Consider the following 16,402-nt stretch of genomic DNA (forward strand, 5'->3'; position numbering starts at 1 on the left):
GCATCTCCAAAGGCGGTAGCCGCTTGCGTGTACTGCACACAAGCGGCTACGCTGTTGTAGCAACTTAAATCCAAGGGTGAGAACCATAGCTACTGAATTTCGTGATCGGCGCCACCGTGAAGAGCGCAAGCATCGTCTCAACCGTGAAATCATGGCGCCTGAAGTGCGTCTGTCCGGCCCGGAGAACGAGCCGCTGGGCATCGTGCCTCTGCAGGAAGCGCTGCGCATGGCGGGCGAGCTGGACGTGGACCTGGTGGAAATTGCCGCCACTGCCACTCCACCTGTCTGCCGGTTGATGGACTATGGCAAGTTCAAGTACCTTGAACAGAAGAAGGCTGCCGAAGCCAAGGCCAAGCAGACCGTCATCGAAATCAAGGAAGTGAAATTCCGCCCTGGTACCGACGACGGCGACTACAACATCAAGCTGCGCAACATCCGCCGTTTCCTGGCCGATGGTGACAAGTGCAAGATCACGCTGCGGTTCCGCGGCCGTGAAATCACGCACCAGCAGATTGGTCTGGACCTGCTGAACCGTCTGCGTGACGATCTGGCGGATTCCATCCAGGTGGAGCAGTTCCCCAAGCTGGAAGGCCGCCAGATGGTGATGATGATCGCCCCTGCGCGCAAGAAGCCCACAGCTGGCGGCAAGCCGGCAGAAGTTTCTGCTGCACCTGCGGTGGCTGATAAGGCATAATCGCGGTTTCGCCCTTCGTTGAGGGGCGACAGAATTTGCAGGCCGTGCGCGAGTTGATTGCGCGGGGCGTGCGATGCAAGGGACATGGTTTCCATGTCCCTTGTTCTTGCCGGCCTCCGGGCTGGCACAGAAGTGTCTCGGGGCCAGCAAGTGCGCGCAGTGTTGCGAGCCGCCTCACGAGCACAAACAACAGGAGCATTCAAATGCCCAAAATGAAGACCAAGAGCAGCGCGAAGAAGCGTTTTCGCGTTCGTCCCGGTGGCACCGTCAAGCGCGGTCAAGCCTTCAAGCGTCACATCTTGACCAAGAAGACCACCAAGAACAAGCGTCACCTGCGTGGTGCAGTGTCTGTGCATGAGACCAACATGGGCTCTATCGCACAAATGCTGCCGATGGCTGGCCTGTAATTCACTGACGAACAAGGAGAAAACACATGCCTCGCGTCAAACGTGGTGTAACGGCCCGCGCCCGTCACAAAAAAGTTCTGGCCCTTTCCAAGGGTTTCCGCGGCCGCCGCGGCAATGTCTTCCGCATCGCCAAGCAGGCGGTGATGAAGGCTGGGCAATATGCCTACCGTGACCGCCGTGCCAAGAAGCGCGTGTTCCGCCGTCTGTGGATCGCCCGTATCAACGCCGCTGCACGTGAACTGGGCCTGACATACAGCCAGTTCGCCAACGGCCTGAAGAAGGCAGCCATCGAGATCGACCGCAAGATGCTGGCCGATATCGCGGTGCACGACAAGGCTGCGTTTAGCAGCATCGTTGATCAAGTCAAGGCCAAGCTGGCTGCTTGAGATAACGGTCTGCGGCCATCCTCGTGATGGTCTGCAGCGCAAACAGCAAGGGCTAGGGCTTGAAAAGGCTGCTAGCCCTTGTTTCTTTTCACAGTCGATAAAGAGTCGATATGAACGAGTTGGATTCTCTGGTCGAGAGCGCGCAGCAGCTGTTCGCGCAGGCACAAACCCCCGCTGATCTGGAAAACGCCAAGGCGCAGTTTCTGGGCAAGTCGGGCAAGGTGACCGAGCTCATGAAGGGCATGGCGCAGCTTTCCGTCGAAGAGAAGAAGTCGCGCGGAGCCGCCATCAACGTGGCCAAGCAAGGCATCGAGGCCGCGCTGACCGCGCGCCGCAAGGCCCTGGCCGATGCCGAACTGCAGGCCCACCTGAAGGCCGAGGTGCTGGATGTGACCTTGCCGGGCCGCCGCCGTGGCCAGGGTGGCCTGCACCCCGTGTCGCTGACGCTGGAGCGCATCGAGGGCATCTTCGGCTCCATGGGCTTCGATGTGGCCGAGGGCCCCGAGATCGAGTCCGACTGGTTCAACTTCACGGCGCTGAACACGCCGGAAGACCATCCCGCCCGTTCCATGCACGACACCTTCTACGTGGAAGGCGGCACGGAACAGGCCCCCAATCTGCTGCGCACGCACACCAGCCCGATGCAGGTGCGCCACGCTGTGCAGCACGTCAAGAAATACCGTGAGCGGCTGGACGCCGGCCAGGGCATGCCCGAGATCCGCGTGATCGCGCCGGGCCGCACCTACCGCGTGGACAGCGATGCCACGCACTCGCCCATGTTCCACCAGTGCGAAGGCCTGTGGATTGGCGAGAACGTCAGCTTCAAGGACCTGAAGGTGGTCTTCACCGACTTCTGCAAGACCTTCTTCGAGAGCGACGACCTGGTGCTGCGCTTTCGCCCCAGCTTCTTCCCCTTCACCGAGCCTAGCGCCGAGATCGACATCCAGTTCCAAAGCGGCCCGCTGGCCGGCCGCTGGCTGGAAGTGGCCGGCTCCGGCCAGGTGCACCCCAACGTGGTGCGCAACATGGGGCTGGACCCCGAAAAGTACATCGGCTTTGCCTTTGGCATGGGGCCTGACCGCCTGACCATGCTGCGCTATGGCGTCAACGATCTGCGACTGTTTTTTGACGGCGATATCCGCTTCCTGTCGCAATTCCGTTGATCCGGCTGCAAGCCTTCGCCAAAGAGTCCGCCAGCGCCACGGCGCGCGGACTGAACCAACGCCAAAGAGTCTGATATGCAATTTCCCGAATCCTGGCTGCGCGAGTTCTGCAATCCGCCGCTGACCACCCAAGAACTGGCCGACACCCTGACCATGGCCGGCCTGGAGGTGGAGGAGCTGGAGCCCGTGGCGCCGCCGTTCACCAAGATCGTCGTCGGTGAGATCAAGGCTGCCGAGCAGCATCCCAATGCCGATCGCCTGCGCGTGTGCCAGGTCGATGTGGGCGGACCCGAGCTGCTGACCATCGTCTGCGGCGCGCCCAATGCGCGCGTGGGCATCCGCGTGCCCTGCGCCACGGTGGGCGCCGAGCTGCCGCCCGGTGAAGATGGCAAGCCTTTCCTGATCAAGATCGGCAAGCTGCGCGGTGTGGAGAGCTTCGGCATGCTGTGCTCGGCACGCGAGCTCAAGCTGTCCGAGGACCATGGCGGCCTGATGGAGCTGCCGCTGGACGCGCCCCTGGGCCAGAACATCCGCGAATACCTGAACCTGGATGACACGCTGCTCACGCTCAAGCTCACGCCCAATCTGGCGCATTGCCTGAGCGTCTACGGCGTGGCGCGCGAAGTGGCTGCGCTGACCGGCGCGCCTCTCAAGCCCCAGTCGTTCACGCCTGCCGCCGTGGGCGTGCAGGACAAGCTGGCCGTGAAGATCGAGGCGCCCGACCTGTGCGGCCGCTTCTCGGGCCGCGTGGTGCGCAATGTCAACACCCAGGCGAAGACGCCGCAGTGGATGGTCGATCGCCTGGCGCGCTGCGGCCAGCGCAGCGTGGCGCCGCTGGTGGACATCTCCAACTATGTGATGTTCGAGCTGGGCCGTCCTTCGCACATCTTCGACCTGGACAAGATCCACGGCGGCCTGCAGGTGCGCTGGGGCAAGGAAGGCGAGCAGCTCAAGCTGCTCAACGGCAACACCGTCACCGTGGATGGACAGGTGGGCGTGATCGCCGATGACCGCGAAGTCGAGTCGCTGGCCGGCATCATGGGCGGCGACGCCACGGCCGTGTCCGACGACACGCGTCACATCTACATCGAGGCCGCATTCTGGTGGCCCAAGTCGATTGCCGGCCGTTCGCGCCGCTACAACTTCTCCACCGATGCGGGCCACCGCTTCGAGCGGGGTGTCGATCCTGAACTGACGGTCGAGCACATCGAGCGCATCACCGAGCTGGTGCTGCAGATCTGCGGCACGCCCGAGACCTTCTGCGGCCCCATCGACGACCAGCAGGCCAACATGCCCCAGCCCAAGCCCGTCACGCTGCGCGTGGCGCGTGCGGCCAAGGTCATCGGCATGCCGCTCACGCAGCAGCAGTGCCACGATGCGCTGGCCGGCCTGGGCCTGCCGGTGGAGCAGGGCGATGGCGTGCTCACCGTCACGCCGCCCAGCTTCCGCTTCGACATCAACATCGAGGAAGACCTGATCGAGGAAGTGGCGCGCATGGTGGGTTACGAGAACCTGCCCACGACCAAGCCGCTGGCGCCCATTGCGCCCAAGCTGCGCGCCGAAAACCGCCGCAGCCAGTTCGCCGTGCGCCGCGCGCTGGCCGATCTGGGCTACCAGGAAACCATCAACTTCAGCTTTGTGGAAGCCGCGTGGGAGAAGGATCTGGCCGGCAACGCCAATCCCATCCAGCTGCTCAACCCCATCGCAAGCCAGCTCAGCGTGATGCGCTCCAGCCTCATCGGCTCGCTCATGCAGGTGCTCAAGTTCAATGCCGACCGCAAGGCCGAGCGCGTGCGCGTGTTCGAGCTGGGCCGTGTCTTCCTCAAGGATGACAGCGTTGTTGACAGCGACACCACGGTCAAGGGCTTCTACCAGCCCATGCGCGTGGCGGGCCTGGCCTGGGGTGCTGGAGAGCAGCTGCAATGGGGCCGCGCCGAAGCCAAGGTGGACTTCTACGACGTCAAGGGCGATGTCGAGGCGCTGCTGGCGCCGCGCAAGCCCGTGTTCGAGCCGGCAGAGCATCCGGCCATGCACCCGGGCCGCTGCGCGCGCGTGCTGCTCGATGGCCAGTCCATCGGCTTCATCGGCGAGCTGCATCCCCAGTGGCGCCAGCAATGGGATCTGGCCCAGGCGCCTGTGCTGTTCGAGCTGGAGCTCGATGCCGTGCAGGCGCGCGAGGTGCCGGTGTTCAAGCCCGTGGCCAAGCACCAGGCCGTGGAGCGCGACATTGCCGTGGTCGTGAACGAAAAGGCCACGCATGCCCAGCTGATGCAGGCGGTGGAAGCTGCCCAGACCGGCGGCCTGCTGCGCTCCGCCGTGCTGTTCGATGTGTTCCGCCCCAAGGCGCTCAAGGCCGGCGAGACAGCGGCACCGGGCGCGCTGGCGCAGGACGAAAAGAGCCTGGCCGTGCGCCTGACGCTGGGCAATGACGACAGCTCGCTGACCGATGTGCAGATCGAACAGGCCGTGCAGGCCGTGCTCGAGCAGCTGCAGCAACGCCTGGGCGCGCGCCTGCGCGCCTGATGGAAGGCCCATGCCGTGAAAGGAGATCCCGTGATGGAACTGACGGTGGAAAGTCTTGATTCGCCCGCGCTGACCAAGGCGCAGCTGGCGGACCTGCTGTTCGACGAGATCGGCCTGAACAAGCGCGAATCCAAGGAAATGGTGGATGCGTTCTTCGAGCTGATCTCGCAAAGCCTGGTGACGGGCGAGGATGTGAAGCTGTCGGGCTTCGGCAACTTCCAGATCCGCACCAAGGCGCCGCGTCCGGGGCGCAACCCGCGCACGGGCGAGGCCATTCCGATCGAGGCGCGCCGCGTCGTGACCTTCCATGCGAGCAGCAAGCTCAAGGAGCAGATCCAGGAAGGCACGACGGGCTCCGCGTCCTGAAGGGTCGTCCCCGGGGCCCGGCTTGCCGTGGCCCAGCTGTCGTCAGCCTGTCTGCCTTGCGGTGGATGGGCTGTTTTTACGACAGGGTGCTGGCCTGCAAGCGAGCTGTGCAGTAGGCTCGGCCTTCTTCCCGGATCGGCGTCCGCGCACCAGCGGCATTGCACATCCTGACCTCATCCACATTTGCCATGGCTTCACTTCTGCCCCAGATTCCCGCCAAGCGCTACTTCACCATCGGTGAGGTCGCGGATCTGTGCGACGTCAAGCCGCATGTGCTGCGCTACTGGGAGCAGGAGTTCACGCAGCTGCGTCCCATGAAGCGGCGCGGCAACCGCCGCTACTACCAGCACCACGAAGTGCTGATGATCCGGCGCATCCGTGAGCTGCTGTACGAACAGGGCTTCACCATCAACGGCGCCCGCAACCGCCTGCGCGAAGCCTCGGGGTCTGCCGTGGTTCCCGCGCTGCAGGCCGGTGTCGTGGTGTCTGCGCCGGCTGCCGCGCCGCTGCTCGGTGGCGATGCCGCGGCCAGCGTTCCGCTGGAGCCGGAGGCCGTGCGCGAGGAGCTTTTGCAGATTCGTGCGCTGCTTTCTATTTGAGAGCAAAAAGCTGTATATAATTGAATTCTTCGGCGTGTAGCGCAGCCTGGTAGCGCACTTGCATGGGGTGCAAGGGGTCGCGAGTTCGAATCCCGCCACGCCGACCATAAATGAATACGGACCACAGCTTCTGGCTGTGGTCCGTTTTTCTTTGTGCCATTGCCAACCGCTACCAACCGCTGAAGGGGAGCGGCCGTTGCGCAGAGATCAACCCTCAGCGCAGGTTGCAAGCAGCCATTGCCGGAAGGCTGCCAGCGCCGGCAGTGTCGCGTTCCTCTCGGGATAGACCAGGTAGTAGCTGCGCTGGCTGGGGATGGCGTCTCCCACCACGTGCAGCTCACCGCGCGCTATCTCCTCTTCCACCAGCACCCGTGGCACCAGGCCCACGCCCATGCCCGCCAGCACGGCCTGTATCAGGTGCGAGGTCAGCTCGAAGCTCGGCCCTATTCGCATCTGCCGGTGATCGAGCCGATAGTGCGTGAACCACTCGCTCCAGGCCTGCCGGTTGCTGGCCACCGTGAGCAGCACCTGCTGGCCCGCCCAATCCGGCGAGGCTGCTGCCTGCCCGGCCTGCTGCAGCGCCTGCGGGCTGGCCACCGCCACCAGAAACTCGTGGTACAGGCGATGCGCGGTCAGTCCAGGCCAGTCTCCCGTGCCCACGGTGATGGCTGCGTCTATCTCTGCGCTATCGAAATCGATATCGCCGATGCGCGAGTGGATGTGCATCGTCACCCCGGGCTGCGCCTGGTAGAAGCCATGTAGGTGCGGCAGCAGCCATTTGGAGCCGAAGGTGGGCAGGGTGGCCAGATTGAGGGTGCCACCGCCGGACTGGCGTGACATGGCCTGCAGGGTGGCGCTGCGTATGCGGCCCAGCGCGGCGCCCAGGTCGATGAAGTAGCGGCGCCCCACGTCGGTCAGGCGCACCGTGCGGCCCTCGCGGCGGAACAGGCTGATGCCCAGCTGCGCCTCCAGCGTCTGCACCTGCCGGCTGATGGCGCTCTGGCTGAGCGACAGCTCCTCGGCCGCACGCGCATAGCTTTCGTGGCGCGCGGCCGCCTCGAAGACCAGCAGCAGGGACATGGAGGGCGTCAGGCGTCGGTAATTCATGAGTTTTATGCAGTGTTTGCGGCAGCAATTTTCGTTTGTTCCAGAGGAAGAGTGTAGAGATACTTGCGGCCATGGTCGGCCTGAAATCGTGTATTGCATGCATGGGTTTCCTGGGCTGATCGCCTGCAACAAATCTCCCCACCTTGCCCTCCATGTCGATTGCCCCATTGCCCCACGCCAGCGCCCCCGTGCCTGCCCAATACCTTGAGTTTCTTGAAGCGCTGAAGGCCGCCGGCTTCGAGGGCGACGTGGACACGGACCATGCCAGCCGCACCGTGCTGGCCACGGACAACTCCATCTACCAGCGCATGCCGCAGGCGGCCATCTACCCGCGTCACGCCGAGGATGTGGCCAGGGCGGCGCAGGTGCTGGCGCGGCCTGAGTTCCGCGATGTGGTGCTGACACCACGCGGCGGCGGCACGGGCACGAACGGCCAGTCGCTCACGCATGGCGTGACCATGGACTTGTCGCGGCACATGAACGGCATCCTCGAAATCAATGCCGAGCAGCGCTGGGTGCGCGTGCAGGCAGGCGTGGTCAAGGACCAGCTCAACGCTGCGCTCAAGCCATACGGACTGTTCTTTGCCCCCGAGCTGTCCACCTCCAACCGCGCCACCATCGGCGGCATGATCAACACCGATGCCAGCGGGCAGGGCAGCTGCACCTATGGCAAGACGCGCGACCACGTGCTGGCGCTGGACTTCGTGCTGCTCGGCGGCGAGCGCCTGCACAGCGCGCCGCTGGATGCCGAGGCGCTGGAACGCATGTGCGCCGATTCGGGCCGCATCGGCAAGGTGCACCGCACGGCGCGGCGCATCAGCGAGGATCAGGCGGAGTTGATCGAGGCCAGATTTCCCAAGCTCAACCGCTGCCTCACCGGCTATGACCTGGCCCATCTGCGCGAAGGTGACGGGCGCTTCAACCTCAACAGCGTGCTGTGCGGCGCCGAAGGCTCGCTGGGCTTCGTGGTGGAGGCGCGGCTCAACGTGCTGCCCATTCCCCGCTATTCGGTGCTGGTCAACGTGCGCTATGCGGGCTTCATGGATGCGCTGCGCGATGCGCGCGCGCTGATGGCGCACCGGCCGCTGTCCATTGAGACGGTGGATTCCAAGGTGCTGTTGCTGGCCATGAAGGACTTCGTCTGGAGCAGCGTGGCCGAGTACTTTCCGCAGGGCGGCCAGCGCCCTACGCTGGGCATCAACCTGGTGGAATTCAGTGGCGACGATCCGCAGGAGGTCGATGGCCGCGTGCAGGCCTTCCTCGCGCACCTGGGCGCCGACGCCTCGGTGGAGCGGCTGGGCCACACGCTGGCGGCAGGCAATGCAGCGGTGCACCGCGTCTATGCAATGCGCAAGCGCGCCGTGGGCCTGCTGGGCAACGTGGCTGGCGAGGCGCGGCCCCAGCCCTTTGTCGAAGACACGGCCGTGCCGCCCGAGAACCTGCCCGAGTTCATTGCCGAGTTCCGCGCGCTGCTGGACAGCCACGGCCTGCAGTACGGCATGTTCGGCCACGTCGATGCCGGCGTGCTGCATGTGCGCCCCATCCTGGACATGAAGAACCCCGTGGACGCCGCCCTGGTGCGCCCCATCTCCGACGCGGTGGCCGAACTCACGCAGCGCCATGGCGGCCTGCTGTGGGGCGAGCACGGCAAGGGCCTGCGCTCCGAATATGTGCCGGCCTTCTTCGGCGAGCTGTATCCCTCGCTGCAGCAGCTCAAGGCCGCCTTCGACCCGCACAACCAGCTCAACCCCGGCAAGATCGCCACGCCGCCGGCCAGCAAGACCTTGCTGCTCAAGGTGGACGGCGTCACCACTCGCGGCGAGCTGGACCGGCAGATCGACGAGCGCGTATGGCAAAGCTATGGCGCGGCCATGCACTGCAACGGCAATGGCGCCTGCTACAACTTCGATCCGGACGATGCCATGTGCCCGTCCTGGAAGGCCACGCGCCAGCGCGTGCATTCGCCCAAGGGCCGGGCCTCGCTGATGCGCGAATGGCTGCGCCTGCAGGGGCAGGCCGGCGTGAACGTGCTGGAGGTCGCGCAGCAGCCCCAGCCCTTCCTGTCCAGCCTGGCCGCGCGCTGGCGCAACAGCCGCGCGGCGCGCCGCGGCGAGGCCGATTTCTCTCACGAGGTCTATGACGCCATGGCCGGCTGCCTGGCCTGCAAGTCCTGCGCGGGGCAGTGTCCCGTCAAGGTCAACGTGCCCGAATTCCGCTCGCGCTTTCTGGAGCTCTACCACCGCCGCTACCTGCGGCCCGTGCGTGACTACCTGATCGGCTCGCTGGAGTTCACCATGCCGTGGCTGGCGCGCATGCCCGCGCTCTACAACGGGGTGATGGGCTCGCCATGGATGCGCAATGTGCTCAGCCGTCGCATCGGCATGGTCGATGGCCCGCTGCTGAGCCGGCTGGACCTGGCAGCCACCTTGCGGCAATGGAAGGTGCGCGCGGCCGATGCCCAGGCGCTGGCTGCGCTCACGCCCGAGCAGCGCGCGCGCAGCGTGGTCATCGTGCAGGACAGCTTTACCCGCTACTTCGAGACCGGCCAGCTGCAGGTGCTGATCGAGCTGGCGGCGCGCCTGGGATTCCAGGTCTGGCTGGCGCCGCTGCTGCCCAATGGCAAGCCGCTGCATGTGCAGGGATTCATGGGCGCCTTTGCCAAGGCGGCCATCCGCAATGCCGCGCAGCTGGCGCAACTGGCGCAGTCCGGGGTTGCGCTGGTGGGGCTGGACCCGGCCATGACGCTGGCCTATCGGCAGGAATACCTCAAGGTGCCGGGCATGGGCGAGGTGCCGAAGGTCGCGCTGCCCCAGGAATGGCTGCTGCAGGTGCTGCCCGAGGCAGTGACCAGCGTGGCCAGCGTGGCCTACCGGCTGCTGCCGCACTGCACTGAAAAGACCAATGCGCCCGACAGCGGCAAGCAGTGGACGCAGCTTTTCGAGCGACGGGGGCTGCGCCTGAGCGTGGAGGCCACGGGCTGCTGCGGCATGTCGGGCACCTACGGGCATGAGGCGCGCAACCTCGAAACCTCCAAGACCATCTATGCCCAGTCATGGGAGAAACAGATCGAGAGCAAGCAGAACCTGGGCGAGCCGCTGGCCACCGGCTATTCCTGCCGCAGCCAGGTCAAGCGACTGTCTGCACGCCAGTTGCGCCATCCGTTGGAGGCCTTGCTGGACCACGTGCGCGCTACGCATCAGGGGTGAGAAGATGCGGGGGCTGATCGTCGCCATTTCAGGAATTTGCAGACATTTTTGAAAAATCTCTGCGTTTTCCCTGAAGGCCTGTTTTTAGTCCCTATAATTCAATGCTTCGGCGTGTAGCGCAGCCTGGTAGCGCACTTGCATGGGGTGCAAGGGGTCGCGAGTTCGAATCCCGCCACGCCGACCAAAACGCAAAGCTCCTGACGGAAACGTCAGGAGCTTTTTGCTTTGTATGTTCGTTTTTTTGTGCGTTCGATTTTGCGCGCGATGGCGCCTTGCCGCGAAGAGCAAGGGCATGTGCAAGTGCAGCTTCGCCAGGCAGGTCCATCACGGAGGGCGAGGGCAGCCAGCGCATGAAAAGTCCATGCACCGCGAAGATGCGCGTCCCGGTCTGGGCACGTAAAACCTGCACCTACAATGGCGTCTTTTGTAACTGACGATTTCTTCCTGGTCTCGCACATGATGGATGGACTGATTACCGGCAGACTCACCGGTACGCCCGAACACCGCAGCGACCGCAATCGGCGCCCCTTCATGGTGGCCCGCGTGCGTTCCGAGGCATCCGATGGCACCTCCATCCCGGTCAACGTGGTTGCATTCGATGCCCAGGCCTGCGAGGTGCTGCGCAATCTGATCGAAGGCGATGCCGTGGCGCTGCGTGGCAGCTTCACGCCCAAGGTCTGGATAGACCGCCAGGAACAACCCCACCCTGTGCTGGACGTCGTGGCCCACCAGGTGATGGCAACGCCCGAGTTCCAGGACCGCTGACGTCCGCGCTGCGGCGCCGGTTGTGAGCTACTGAAAAAACTGTCTAGCCGCAGTGTGCCGGTACGGCCGCCGCGCGCTGTGTTGGCGCTACAGTGTGCGCCTGTGTTTTTGACAGGTTACAAGGAACCGCATCCATGCCCACCAAGCGCCATTTCCTCCGCCGCACGCTCACGGCCGCCGCGATTGCCAGCACCGCCGCCATGACCCTGCTGGCCATGCCCGCGCAGGCGCAGGACAAGCCCATCAAGGTCGGCGTCACGGCCGGCCCGCACGCCCAGATCATGGAACAGGTCAAGAAGGTCGCCGAGAAGAACGGCCTGAAGATCCAGATCGTGGAATTCGGCGACTACGTGCAGCCCAATGCCGCGCTGTCTGCCGGTGACCTGGACGCCAACAGCTACCAGCACCGCCCCTACCTCGACGCCCAGGTGCGCGACCGCGGCTACAAGATCGGCTGGGTGGCCGACACGGTGAATTTCCCCATCGGCATCTATTCCAAGAAGATCAAGCAGCTGGCCGACCTGCCCCAGGGCGCCAAGTTCGGCATCCCCAACGACCCCACCAACGGTGGCCGCGTGCTGCTGCTGCTGCAGGCCCAGGGCCTGATCAAGCTCAAGGAAAGCGCGGGCCTGAAGGCCACGCCGCTGGACGTGGTCTCCAACCCCAAGAAGCTGCGCTTCGTGGAGCTGGACGCAGCCCAGCTGCCACGCTCGCTGGATGACCTGGACGCCTCGGCCATCAACACCAACTTCGCGATCTCGGCGGGCCTGAACCCCAAGACCGATGCCATTGCGCAGGAAAACGCCAAGAACCCCTATGTGAACATCCTGGTCGCGCGCGATGCCGACAAGGGCAAGCCCTGGGTGGCGCAGCTGATCAAGGCCTACCACTCCGATGAAGTGCGCCAGTTCATCGATGTGCAGTTCAAGGGGTCGGTGATTCCTGCGTTCTGAAGAACGCACCCCCTGAGGCGCTGACGCGCCTTCCCCCTCTCTACCCGCTTCGCGGGGGAGGGGGACGACACCCTCGGTGCGGGGCGGCCCTTCCTCGGTGTCCCCGGGTTGGGCCTTGGCGGTGCCATCGCCATGACCCGTACTAGTGGGCGCGAGCTCGCAAAGCTGCCGATTTCGGCAGCTTTTTTTATTCTCCCAGCACTCTGAAGTATTCGGTCAGCGGTGCGCGGGTGGTCTGGGTTCGGTTGACGGGGGCGGCCTCGTCGGGCCAGCCCAGGGCCAGGCCGCAGACGATGTGCTCGCCGGGCGCAAGGTCGAGCACGCGGCGCACGGTGTCGGGGTAGGAGGCCAGGGCGCCGATGGCGCAGCTGCCCAGGCCCTGGGCGGCTGCGGCCATTTGCAGGCCGTATAGGGTCATGCCCAGGTCCATGTAGCCGCCTGCGCCGAAGCGGGCGTCGATGCTCACGACCAGGGCCACGGGCGCATCGAAGAAGCGGTAGTTGCGGCCGAATTGGGCGTCGCGCCCTGCGCGGTCCTCGCGGGCCACGCCCAGGGCGCTGTACAGGGCCTGGGCCGACGCCACCTGGCGCTTGCGCAGCGCCATGGGCATGGGGCGGGGGAAGTAGCCGTAGTCCTCGCGCTCAGGTGCTCCGCCTTGCCAGTCGGCCAGCAGCGCCTGTGTGAGTGCGCTGCGCAGGCTGCCGCGCACCTGAATGAACTGGCCGGGCTGCAGGTTGCCGCCGCTGGGCGCCCGGCGGGCCGATTGCAGCAGCTGGTGCAGCAGCGCATCCGGCACGGGATCGGGCCGGTAGGCGCGCACGGAGCGGCGCTCTTGCACCAGGGCCTCATGCGCATCGCCAAAGGGAAGGGTGTCGAACGGTGGTTTGGGGGACATGGAAAATGCGGAGTCCATGGATTCAAAGTGCCTGCACCAGGCAGGCCGCGCCTATGCCGCCAGCCCCTGCAATGGCGGCCAGGCCCAGGGCCGGCCTGTGGGCTGCTGGCGTGCGGTGCAGGTCTGAGAGCATGCGCACCAGCGCAACCGCGCCCGATGCGCCAATGGGATGGCCGCGCGCCAGGCCACCGCCGCCGGTGTTGAGTTGCTGCAGTGGCAGGCCCAGGCTTTCTGCAAAGGCCAGGGCCTGCACGGCGAAGGCATCGTGCAGCTCCACAGCCTGGAGCTCTGCCGCAGTCAGGCGAGGCAGCTGCAGCGCTGCGGCTCCACGCTCCAGCACCTGCTGGGCCGCCAGTGCGGCGGCGACCAGCGGTGTTTCGGGCGCATGGCCCAGCGAGGCACTGGCCACCCAGCGGGCGCGTGGCTGCAGGCCCAGGCGTGCGCAGGCCTGCGGCGTGGCCAGCAGCACCAGGGCTGCGCCATCGGCCTTGGGCGAGATGGTGGGCGTGCTCAGCGCATGGCGCTGGCGTGCATGGGCGTCAACGGCGCCACCCGCTTCGGCCTCCACGGGCATGCGCGCAACGCGGGCCGGGTTCAAGGCGCGTGGATAGGCGTCATGGTCCAGCCCCGCCATGGGAACGATCTCTTGGGCCAGCCGGTCGCGGTGCGCGAGCGCCAGCGCGTGGCTGTGGATGGCATGGGCCTCCTGAACGGCGCGGGTGATGCCATGGGCCAGTGCATGGTCGGCGGCGGATTGCAGCAGGTCCGGGTCGCGTGCGGGATCGGGGGCGAACGCGGGGCGGTCATAGGTGACGGGCAACTCGCCTGCATGGCGCGGGCGTGTCTGGCGGATGGGGGCACGGCTCCAGGCCTCGGCACCCCCGGCCACCACGATATCGGCCTGGCCCGACAGCAGCAGGCCCGCAGCCAGGGCCACGCTGTCCAGGCCAGAGCAGCATTGAGTGTCCACGCTGTGGGCCGCGCAGCGCTCCGGCAGGCCCGCAGCCAGGGCCAGCATGCGGGCCGGGTTGCCGCCTGCGCCCAGGGCGTTGCCTAAGACCACGGCATCCACGGCCCGGGCAGGCAGGCCGGCCCGGGCCAGCAGGGCCTGGAGCACGGGCGCGCCCAGTTCGTGCGCCGCAAGCTCGCGCAGCGCACCGCCCACGGGGGCGACGGGGCTGCGCGCCCAGGCCAGGATGACGGGGGCGTCTTGCGGGTTCATGGCAGGGGCAGCAGCGCGGGTTCGCCGGGCAGTGCCTGGCCAGCATCCGTGGCCGCCAGCATGCGCGCCAGACGGCCGTGGTCGGTCTTGCCGCTGGCGGTCTGCGGCCAGTCGGTGCAGCTCCACCATTGGCGCGGCAGCTTGTAGCTTTCCAGCCGCTCGCGCAGCCAGGCCGCCAGCGCCTGTGCGGAGCCTGCGGGCGCGGCGCCGTGCCATTGCACGACGGCGTGCACCTGCATGCCGCGCAGGGCGTCGGGCAGGCCTTGGATGGAGACCTGGGCCACGCCCGGGTGCGCGGCCAGCAGGGTCTCGACTTCCTCGGGGAACAGGTTCTTGCCTTGGGTGACGAGCATGCGGCTCTGGCGTCCGGCCAGGCACAGCTGGCCGCCGGCATCGATATGGCCCATGTCGCGCACGGACAGCCATTCGCCATCGCGCAGCGCGGCCGTGCCATCGCGCGCCTCGCCCACATAGTCCATGAACAGCATGGGGCTGCGCATGTAGATCAGGCCGTCCTCGCCCGGCTGCAGGGGCTGGTCGCCGGGCTGCTGCGTGGCGGGGCGGATCTGCAACTGCACATTGCTGAAAGGCCGGCCCACGGCCTGGGGCGGGGCCTGTTCGTCGGCCTCCATCCAGGCGATGAAGCTGGCCTCCGAGGCGCCGTAGAACTCGATGATGCGTGCGCGCGGAAACAGCGCGCGCAGGGCGGGGGTCTGGGCGCGCATCCAGCGCGCGCCGCTGATCATGATCAGTTCCACCTCGGGGATGGGCGCCAGCGCGCGGTGTGCGGCCCATTGCAGCATCAGCAGCAATTGGCTGGGCACGGCGACCAGGCAGGGGGCTTCGCCGCGCGCCAGCGAGGCCAGGCAGCGCGCTGCCGAGAACCGCTCCTGCACCACGGCGCCTTCGCCGCACCACAGGCCCTGCATTACGCCGAACAGGAACAGCGAATGCGAGATGCGCCCGGGCGCCATGGTGCGCTGCGCGGCCACGGCGCCGAAGTCCTCGAGGCAGACGCGAAAGCTCTCTGTCCACGAACGGTGGTGGCGCATGAAGCCCTTGGGCAGCCCGGTGCTGCCCGAGGTGAAGCCGGTGTAGAAGGCGCCGGTGGCCGTGGCCTCGGCCAGAGCGCTGGGCGCCGTGGGAAGCCAGCCTTCGATGCGCTGGCGCACGGCCTCGGGCCAATCAGGGTCGGCCACGGCGGCGCAGCGGCCGCCGTGCAGGATGGCGAGGAATTCGACGATGGCATCCACGGTGCTGGCGCTGCCGCCCGTGTCCAGCAGCAGCATCTCTGGCGCCTGGCCGGCCACCAGCGCGGCCGAGCGCTGCAGCACGGCGGCATGCAGCGCGGCAAAGCTCCATTGGCCCGCCTCGCTTTGCAGCGCCATCGCATCGGGGCGCTGCCGGGCCCAATGCTCCAGCGGGCCATGGACCAGGGTCCACGGGTGCTGCAGCGGCGCGGCCAGCGGGTGGGGCGCGAGTGGCTCAACCATGCTGGCGGCCTCCGAACGGCCAGTCCGGCATGCCGCGCGCCACCGTGTGCACCACCAGGGCGCACAGCACGCACTTGATCAGATCGCCGGGCACGAACAGCAAGGTGGCCATGAAGGCCTGCGACAGGCTGAGCTTGGCCATCAGCATGAGGCCCAGCACGCCAAAGGCATGCAGGGCCACCAGCCCGCCCAGCGCCGAGGCTGCAAAGGCGCTGAACGCCGCGCGCCGGGGCGAGCCCTGGGGCAGGGCACGCATGACCAGGCCGGCAATGCAGGCCGCCAGCGGGTAGCCCAGCAGGTAGCCGGCCGAGGGCGCCATGAAGACGGCAATGCCGCCGCGCCCGCCCGACAGCAGGGGCAGGCCCACGGCCACGGCCGCGAGGAACAGCAGCATGGACTGCATGCCGCGCCAGGGGCCGAGCATCACGCCGGCCAGCATCACGCCCAGCGACTGGATGGTGATGGGCACGCCCAGCGGCAGGTCGATCTTGGGAATCAGGCCCATGACCGCCATCAGCGCCGCAAACAGCGAGACCTGGGCCATGGAGCGCGCGGAGGCGCGTGAGACGGTGGAGGGGGCGGTCATGGACGGTTCTCGGAAGGTTCTCGCAAGGCTCTTGCGT

At 66.5% G+C, this 16,402-nt stretch carries 15 protein-coding genes and 2 tRNA genes; 12 read left to right on the plus strand and 5 right to left on the minus strand.

What is annotated here, in order from left to right; genetic code table 11:
- Positions 1 to 76: 76 nt before the first annotated feature.
- The 8 genes from infC (at position 77) to AC57B5_RS29035 (ending at position 6,245) form a co-directional block, all read left to right on the plus strand.
- The gene (gene infC / locus AC57B5_RS29000) at positions 77 to 694 is read left to right on the plus strand and encodes a translation initiation factor IF-3 (protein ID WP_012206414.1); all 618 of its coding nucleotides are present in this window, start codon (positions 77 to 79) and stop codon (positions 692 to 694) included.
- Positions 695 to 897: 203 nt separating this feature from the next.
- Positions 898 to 1,101: a 50S ribosomal protein L35 gene (rpmI, locus tag AC57B5_RS29005; RefSeq protein WP_012206413.1), complete on the plus strand. Its 204-nt coding sequence runs from the start codon at positions 898 to 900 to the stop codon at positions 1,099 to 1,101.
- A 26-nt stretch (positions 1,102 to 1,127) separates the two neighbouring features.
- Positions 1,128 to 1,487, plus strand: a complete 360-nt coding sequence (gene rplT, locus AC57B5_RS29010) for a 50S ribosomal protein L20 (RefSeq protein ID WP_012206412.1) — start codon at positions 1,128 to 1,130, stop codon at positions 1,485 to 1,487.
- A 110-nt stretch (positions 1,488 to 1,597) separates the two neighbouring features.
- Positions 1,598 to 2,650 (plus strand): phenylalanine--tRNA ligase subunit alpha, encoded by a 1,053-nt coding sequence (pheS, locus tag AC57B5_RS29015; protein ID WP_012206411.1) that lies wholly within the window; start codon positions 1,598 to 1,600, stop codon positions 2,648 to 2,650.
- A 75-nt stretch (positions 2,651 to 2,725) separates the two neighbouring features.
- Entirely contained in the window at positions 2,726 to 5,173 is a 2,448-nt protein-coding gene (gene pheT, locus AC57B5_RS29020; protein ID WP_496400800.1) for a phenylalanine--tRNA ligase subunit beta, read from the plus strand.
- A gap of 33 nt (positions 5,174 to 5,206) precedes the next feature.
- Positions 5,207 to 5,539 (plus strand): integration host factor subunit alpha, encoded by a 333-nt coding sequence (locus AC57B5_RS29025; RefSeq protein WP_012206409.1) that lies wholly within the window; start codon positions 5,207 to 5,209, stop codon positions 5,537 to 5,539.
- A 188-nt stretch (positions 5,540 to 5,727) separates the two neighbouring features.
- Positions 5,728 to 6,138, plus strand: a complete 411-nt coding sequence (locus AC57B5_RS29030; RefSeq protein WP_013801679.1) for a MerR family transcriptional regulator — start codon at positions 5,728 to 5,730, stop codon at positions 6,136 to 6,138.
- 30 nt (positions 6,139 to 6,168) lie between these two features.
- Positions 6,169 to 6,245, plus strand: a tRNA-Pro gene (locus AC57B5_RS29035).
- A gap of 100 nt (positions 6,246 to 6,345) precedes the next feature.
- Here AC57B5_RS29035 and AC57B5_RS29040 read toward each other — a convergent pair.
- Positions 6,346 to 7,344 carry a LysR substrate-binding domain-containing protein gene (locus AC57B5_RS29040; protein ID WP_199959793.1) on the minus strand — a complete coding sequence of 333 codons (999 nt, stop codon included), beginning with the start codon at positions 7,342 to 7,344 and terminating at the stop codon, positions 6,346 to 6,348.
- A 53-nt stretch (positions 7,345 to 7,397) separates the two neighbouring features.
- On the opposite strand from AC57B5_RS29040, the gene ydiJ reads away from it, so the two are divergent.
- The 4 genes from ydiJ (at position 7,398) to AC57B5_RS29060 (ending at position 12,169) form a co-directional block, all read left to right on the plus strand.
- A complete protein-coding gene (gene ydiJ, locus AC57B5_RS29045; protein WP_496400801.1) occupies positions 7,398 to 10,451 on the plus strand; it encodes a D-2-hydroxyglutarate dehydrogenase YdiJ in 3,054 nt (1,017 codons plus the stop codon).
- A 107-nt stretch (positions 10,452 to 10,558) separates the two neighbouring features.
- A tRNA-Pro gene (locus AC57B5_RS29050) sits at positions 10,559 to 10,635 on the plus strand.
- Between the two features lie 230 nt (positions 10,636 to 10,865).
- Positions 10,866 to 11,216, plus strand: a complete 351-nt coding sequence (locus AC57B5_RS29055; RefSeq protein WP_012206405.1) for a single-stranded DNA-binding protein — start codon at positions 10,866 to 10,868, stop codon at positions 11,214 to 11,216.
- 134 nt (positions 11,217 to 11,350) lie between these two features.
- Positions 11,351 to 12,169 carry a MetQ/NlpA family ABC transporter substrate-binding protein gene (locus tag AC57B5_RS29060; protein WP_012206404.1) on the plus strand — a complete coding sequence of 273 codons (819 nt, stop codon included), beginning with the start codon at positions 11,351 to 11,353 and terminating at the stop codon, positions 12,167 to 12,169.
- A gap of 187 nt (positions 12,170 to 12,356) precedes the next feature.
- Here AC57B5_RS29060 and AC57B5_RS29065 read toward each other — a convergent pair whose 3' ends face one another.
- From AC57B5_RS29065 to AC57B5_RS29080, 4 genes are read right to left on the minus strand one after another with little or no spacing between them, the layout of a single operon-like run.
- Positions 12,357 to 13,082 carry a nitroreductase gene (locus AC57B5_RS29065; RefSeq protein ID WP_496400802.1) on the minus strand — a complete coding sequence of 242 codons (726 nt, stop codon included), beginning with the start codon at positions 13,080 to 13,082 and terminating at the stop codon, positions 12,357 to 12,359.
- A gap of 4 nt (positions 13,083 to 13,086) precedes the next feature.
- On the minus strand, positions 13,087 to 14,286 hold the full coding sequence (locus AC57B5_RS29070) for a thiolase family protein (RefSeq protein ID WP_496400803.1): 1,200 nt from the start codon (positions 14,284 to 14,286) through the stop codon (positions 13,087 to 13,089).
- Positions 14,283 to 15,779: an AMP-binding protein gene (locus AC57B5_RS29075; protein WP_496400804.1), complete on the minus strand. Its 1,497-nt coding sequence runs from the start codon at positions 15,777 to 15,779 to the stop codon at positions 14,283 to 14,285. Before AC57B5_RS29075 ends, AC57B5_RS29070 begins: the two co-directional genes overlap by 4 nt.
- A complete protein-coding gene (locus tag AC57B5_RS29080; protein WP_013801685.1) occupies positions 15,772 to 16,365 on the minus strand; it encodes a biotin transporter BioY in 594 nt (197 codons plus the stop codon). The genes AC57B5_RS29075 and AC57B5_RS29080 overlap by 8 nt, the downstream gene beginning before the upstream one ends.
- Positions 16,366 to 16,402: the final 37 nt, after the last annotated feature.

This window comes from Delftia sp. BGA-UO-ETr-SB1, from assembly GCF_059567865.1.

Coding starts and splice junctions, on each gene's coding strand:
- rpmI (WP_012206413.1), top strand. CDS start 898: ATGCCCAAAATGAAGACCAAGAGCAGCGCGAAGAAGCGTTTTCGCGTT.
- rplT (WP_012206412.1), top strand. CDS start 1,128: ATGCCTCGCGTCAAACGTGGTGTAACGGCCCGCGCCCGTCACAAAAAA.
- pheS (WP_012206411.1), top strand. CDS start 1,598: ATGAACGAGTTGGATTCTCTGGTCGAGAGCGCGCAGCAGCTGTTCGCG.
- pheT (WP_496400800.1), top strand. CDS start 2,726: ATGCAATTTCCCGAATCCTGGCTGCGCGAGTTCTGCAATCCGCCGCTG.
- AC57B5_RS29025 (WP_012206409.1), top strand. CDS start 5,207: ATGGAACTGACGGTGGAAAGTCTTGATTCGCCCGCGCTGACCAAGGCG.
- AC57B5_RS29030 (WP_013801679.1), top strand. CDS start 5,728: ATGGCTTCACTTCTGCCCCAGATTCCCGCCAAGCGCTACTTCACCATC.
- AC57B5_RS29040 (WP_199959793.1), bottom strand. CDS start 7,344: ATGCAATACACGATTTCAGGCCGACCATGGCCGCAAGTATCTCTACAC.
- ydiJ (WP_496400801.1), top strand. CDS start 7,398: ATGTCGATTGCCCCATTGCCCCACGCCAGCGCCCCCGTGCCTGCCCAA.
- AC57B5_RS29055 (WP_012206405.1), top strand. CDS start 10,866: ATGGCGTCTTTTGTAACTGACGATTTCTTCCTGGTCTCGCACATGATG.
- AC57B5_RS29060 (WP_012206404.1), top strand. CDS start 11,351: ATGCCCACCAAGCGCCATTTCCTCCGCCGCACGCTCACGGCCGCCGCG.
- AC57B5_RS29065 (WP_496400802.1), bottom strand. CDS start 13,082: ATGGACTCCGCATTTTCCATGTCCCCCAAACCACCGTTCGACACCCTT.
- AC57B5_RS29070 (WP_496400803.1), bottom strand. CDS start 14,286: ATGAACCCGCAAGACGCCCCCGTCATCCTGGCCTGGGCGCGCAGCCCC.
- AC57B5_RS29075 (WP_496400804.1), bottom strand. CDS start 15,779: ATGGTTGAGCCACTCGCGCCCCACCCGCTGGCCGCGCCGCTGCAGCAC.
- AC57B5_RS29080 (WP_013801685.1), bottom strand. CDS start 16,365: ATGACCGCCCCCTCCACCGTCTCACGCGCCTCCGCGCGCTCCATGGCC.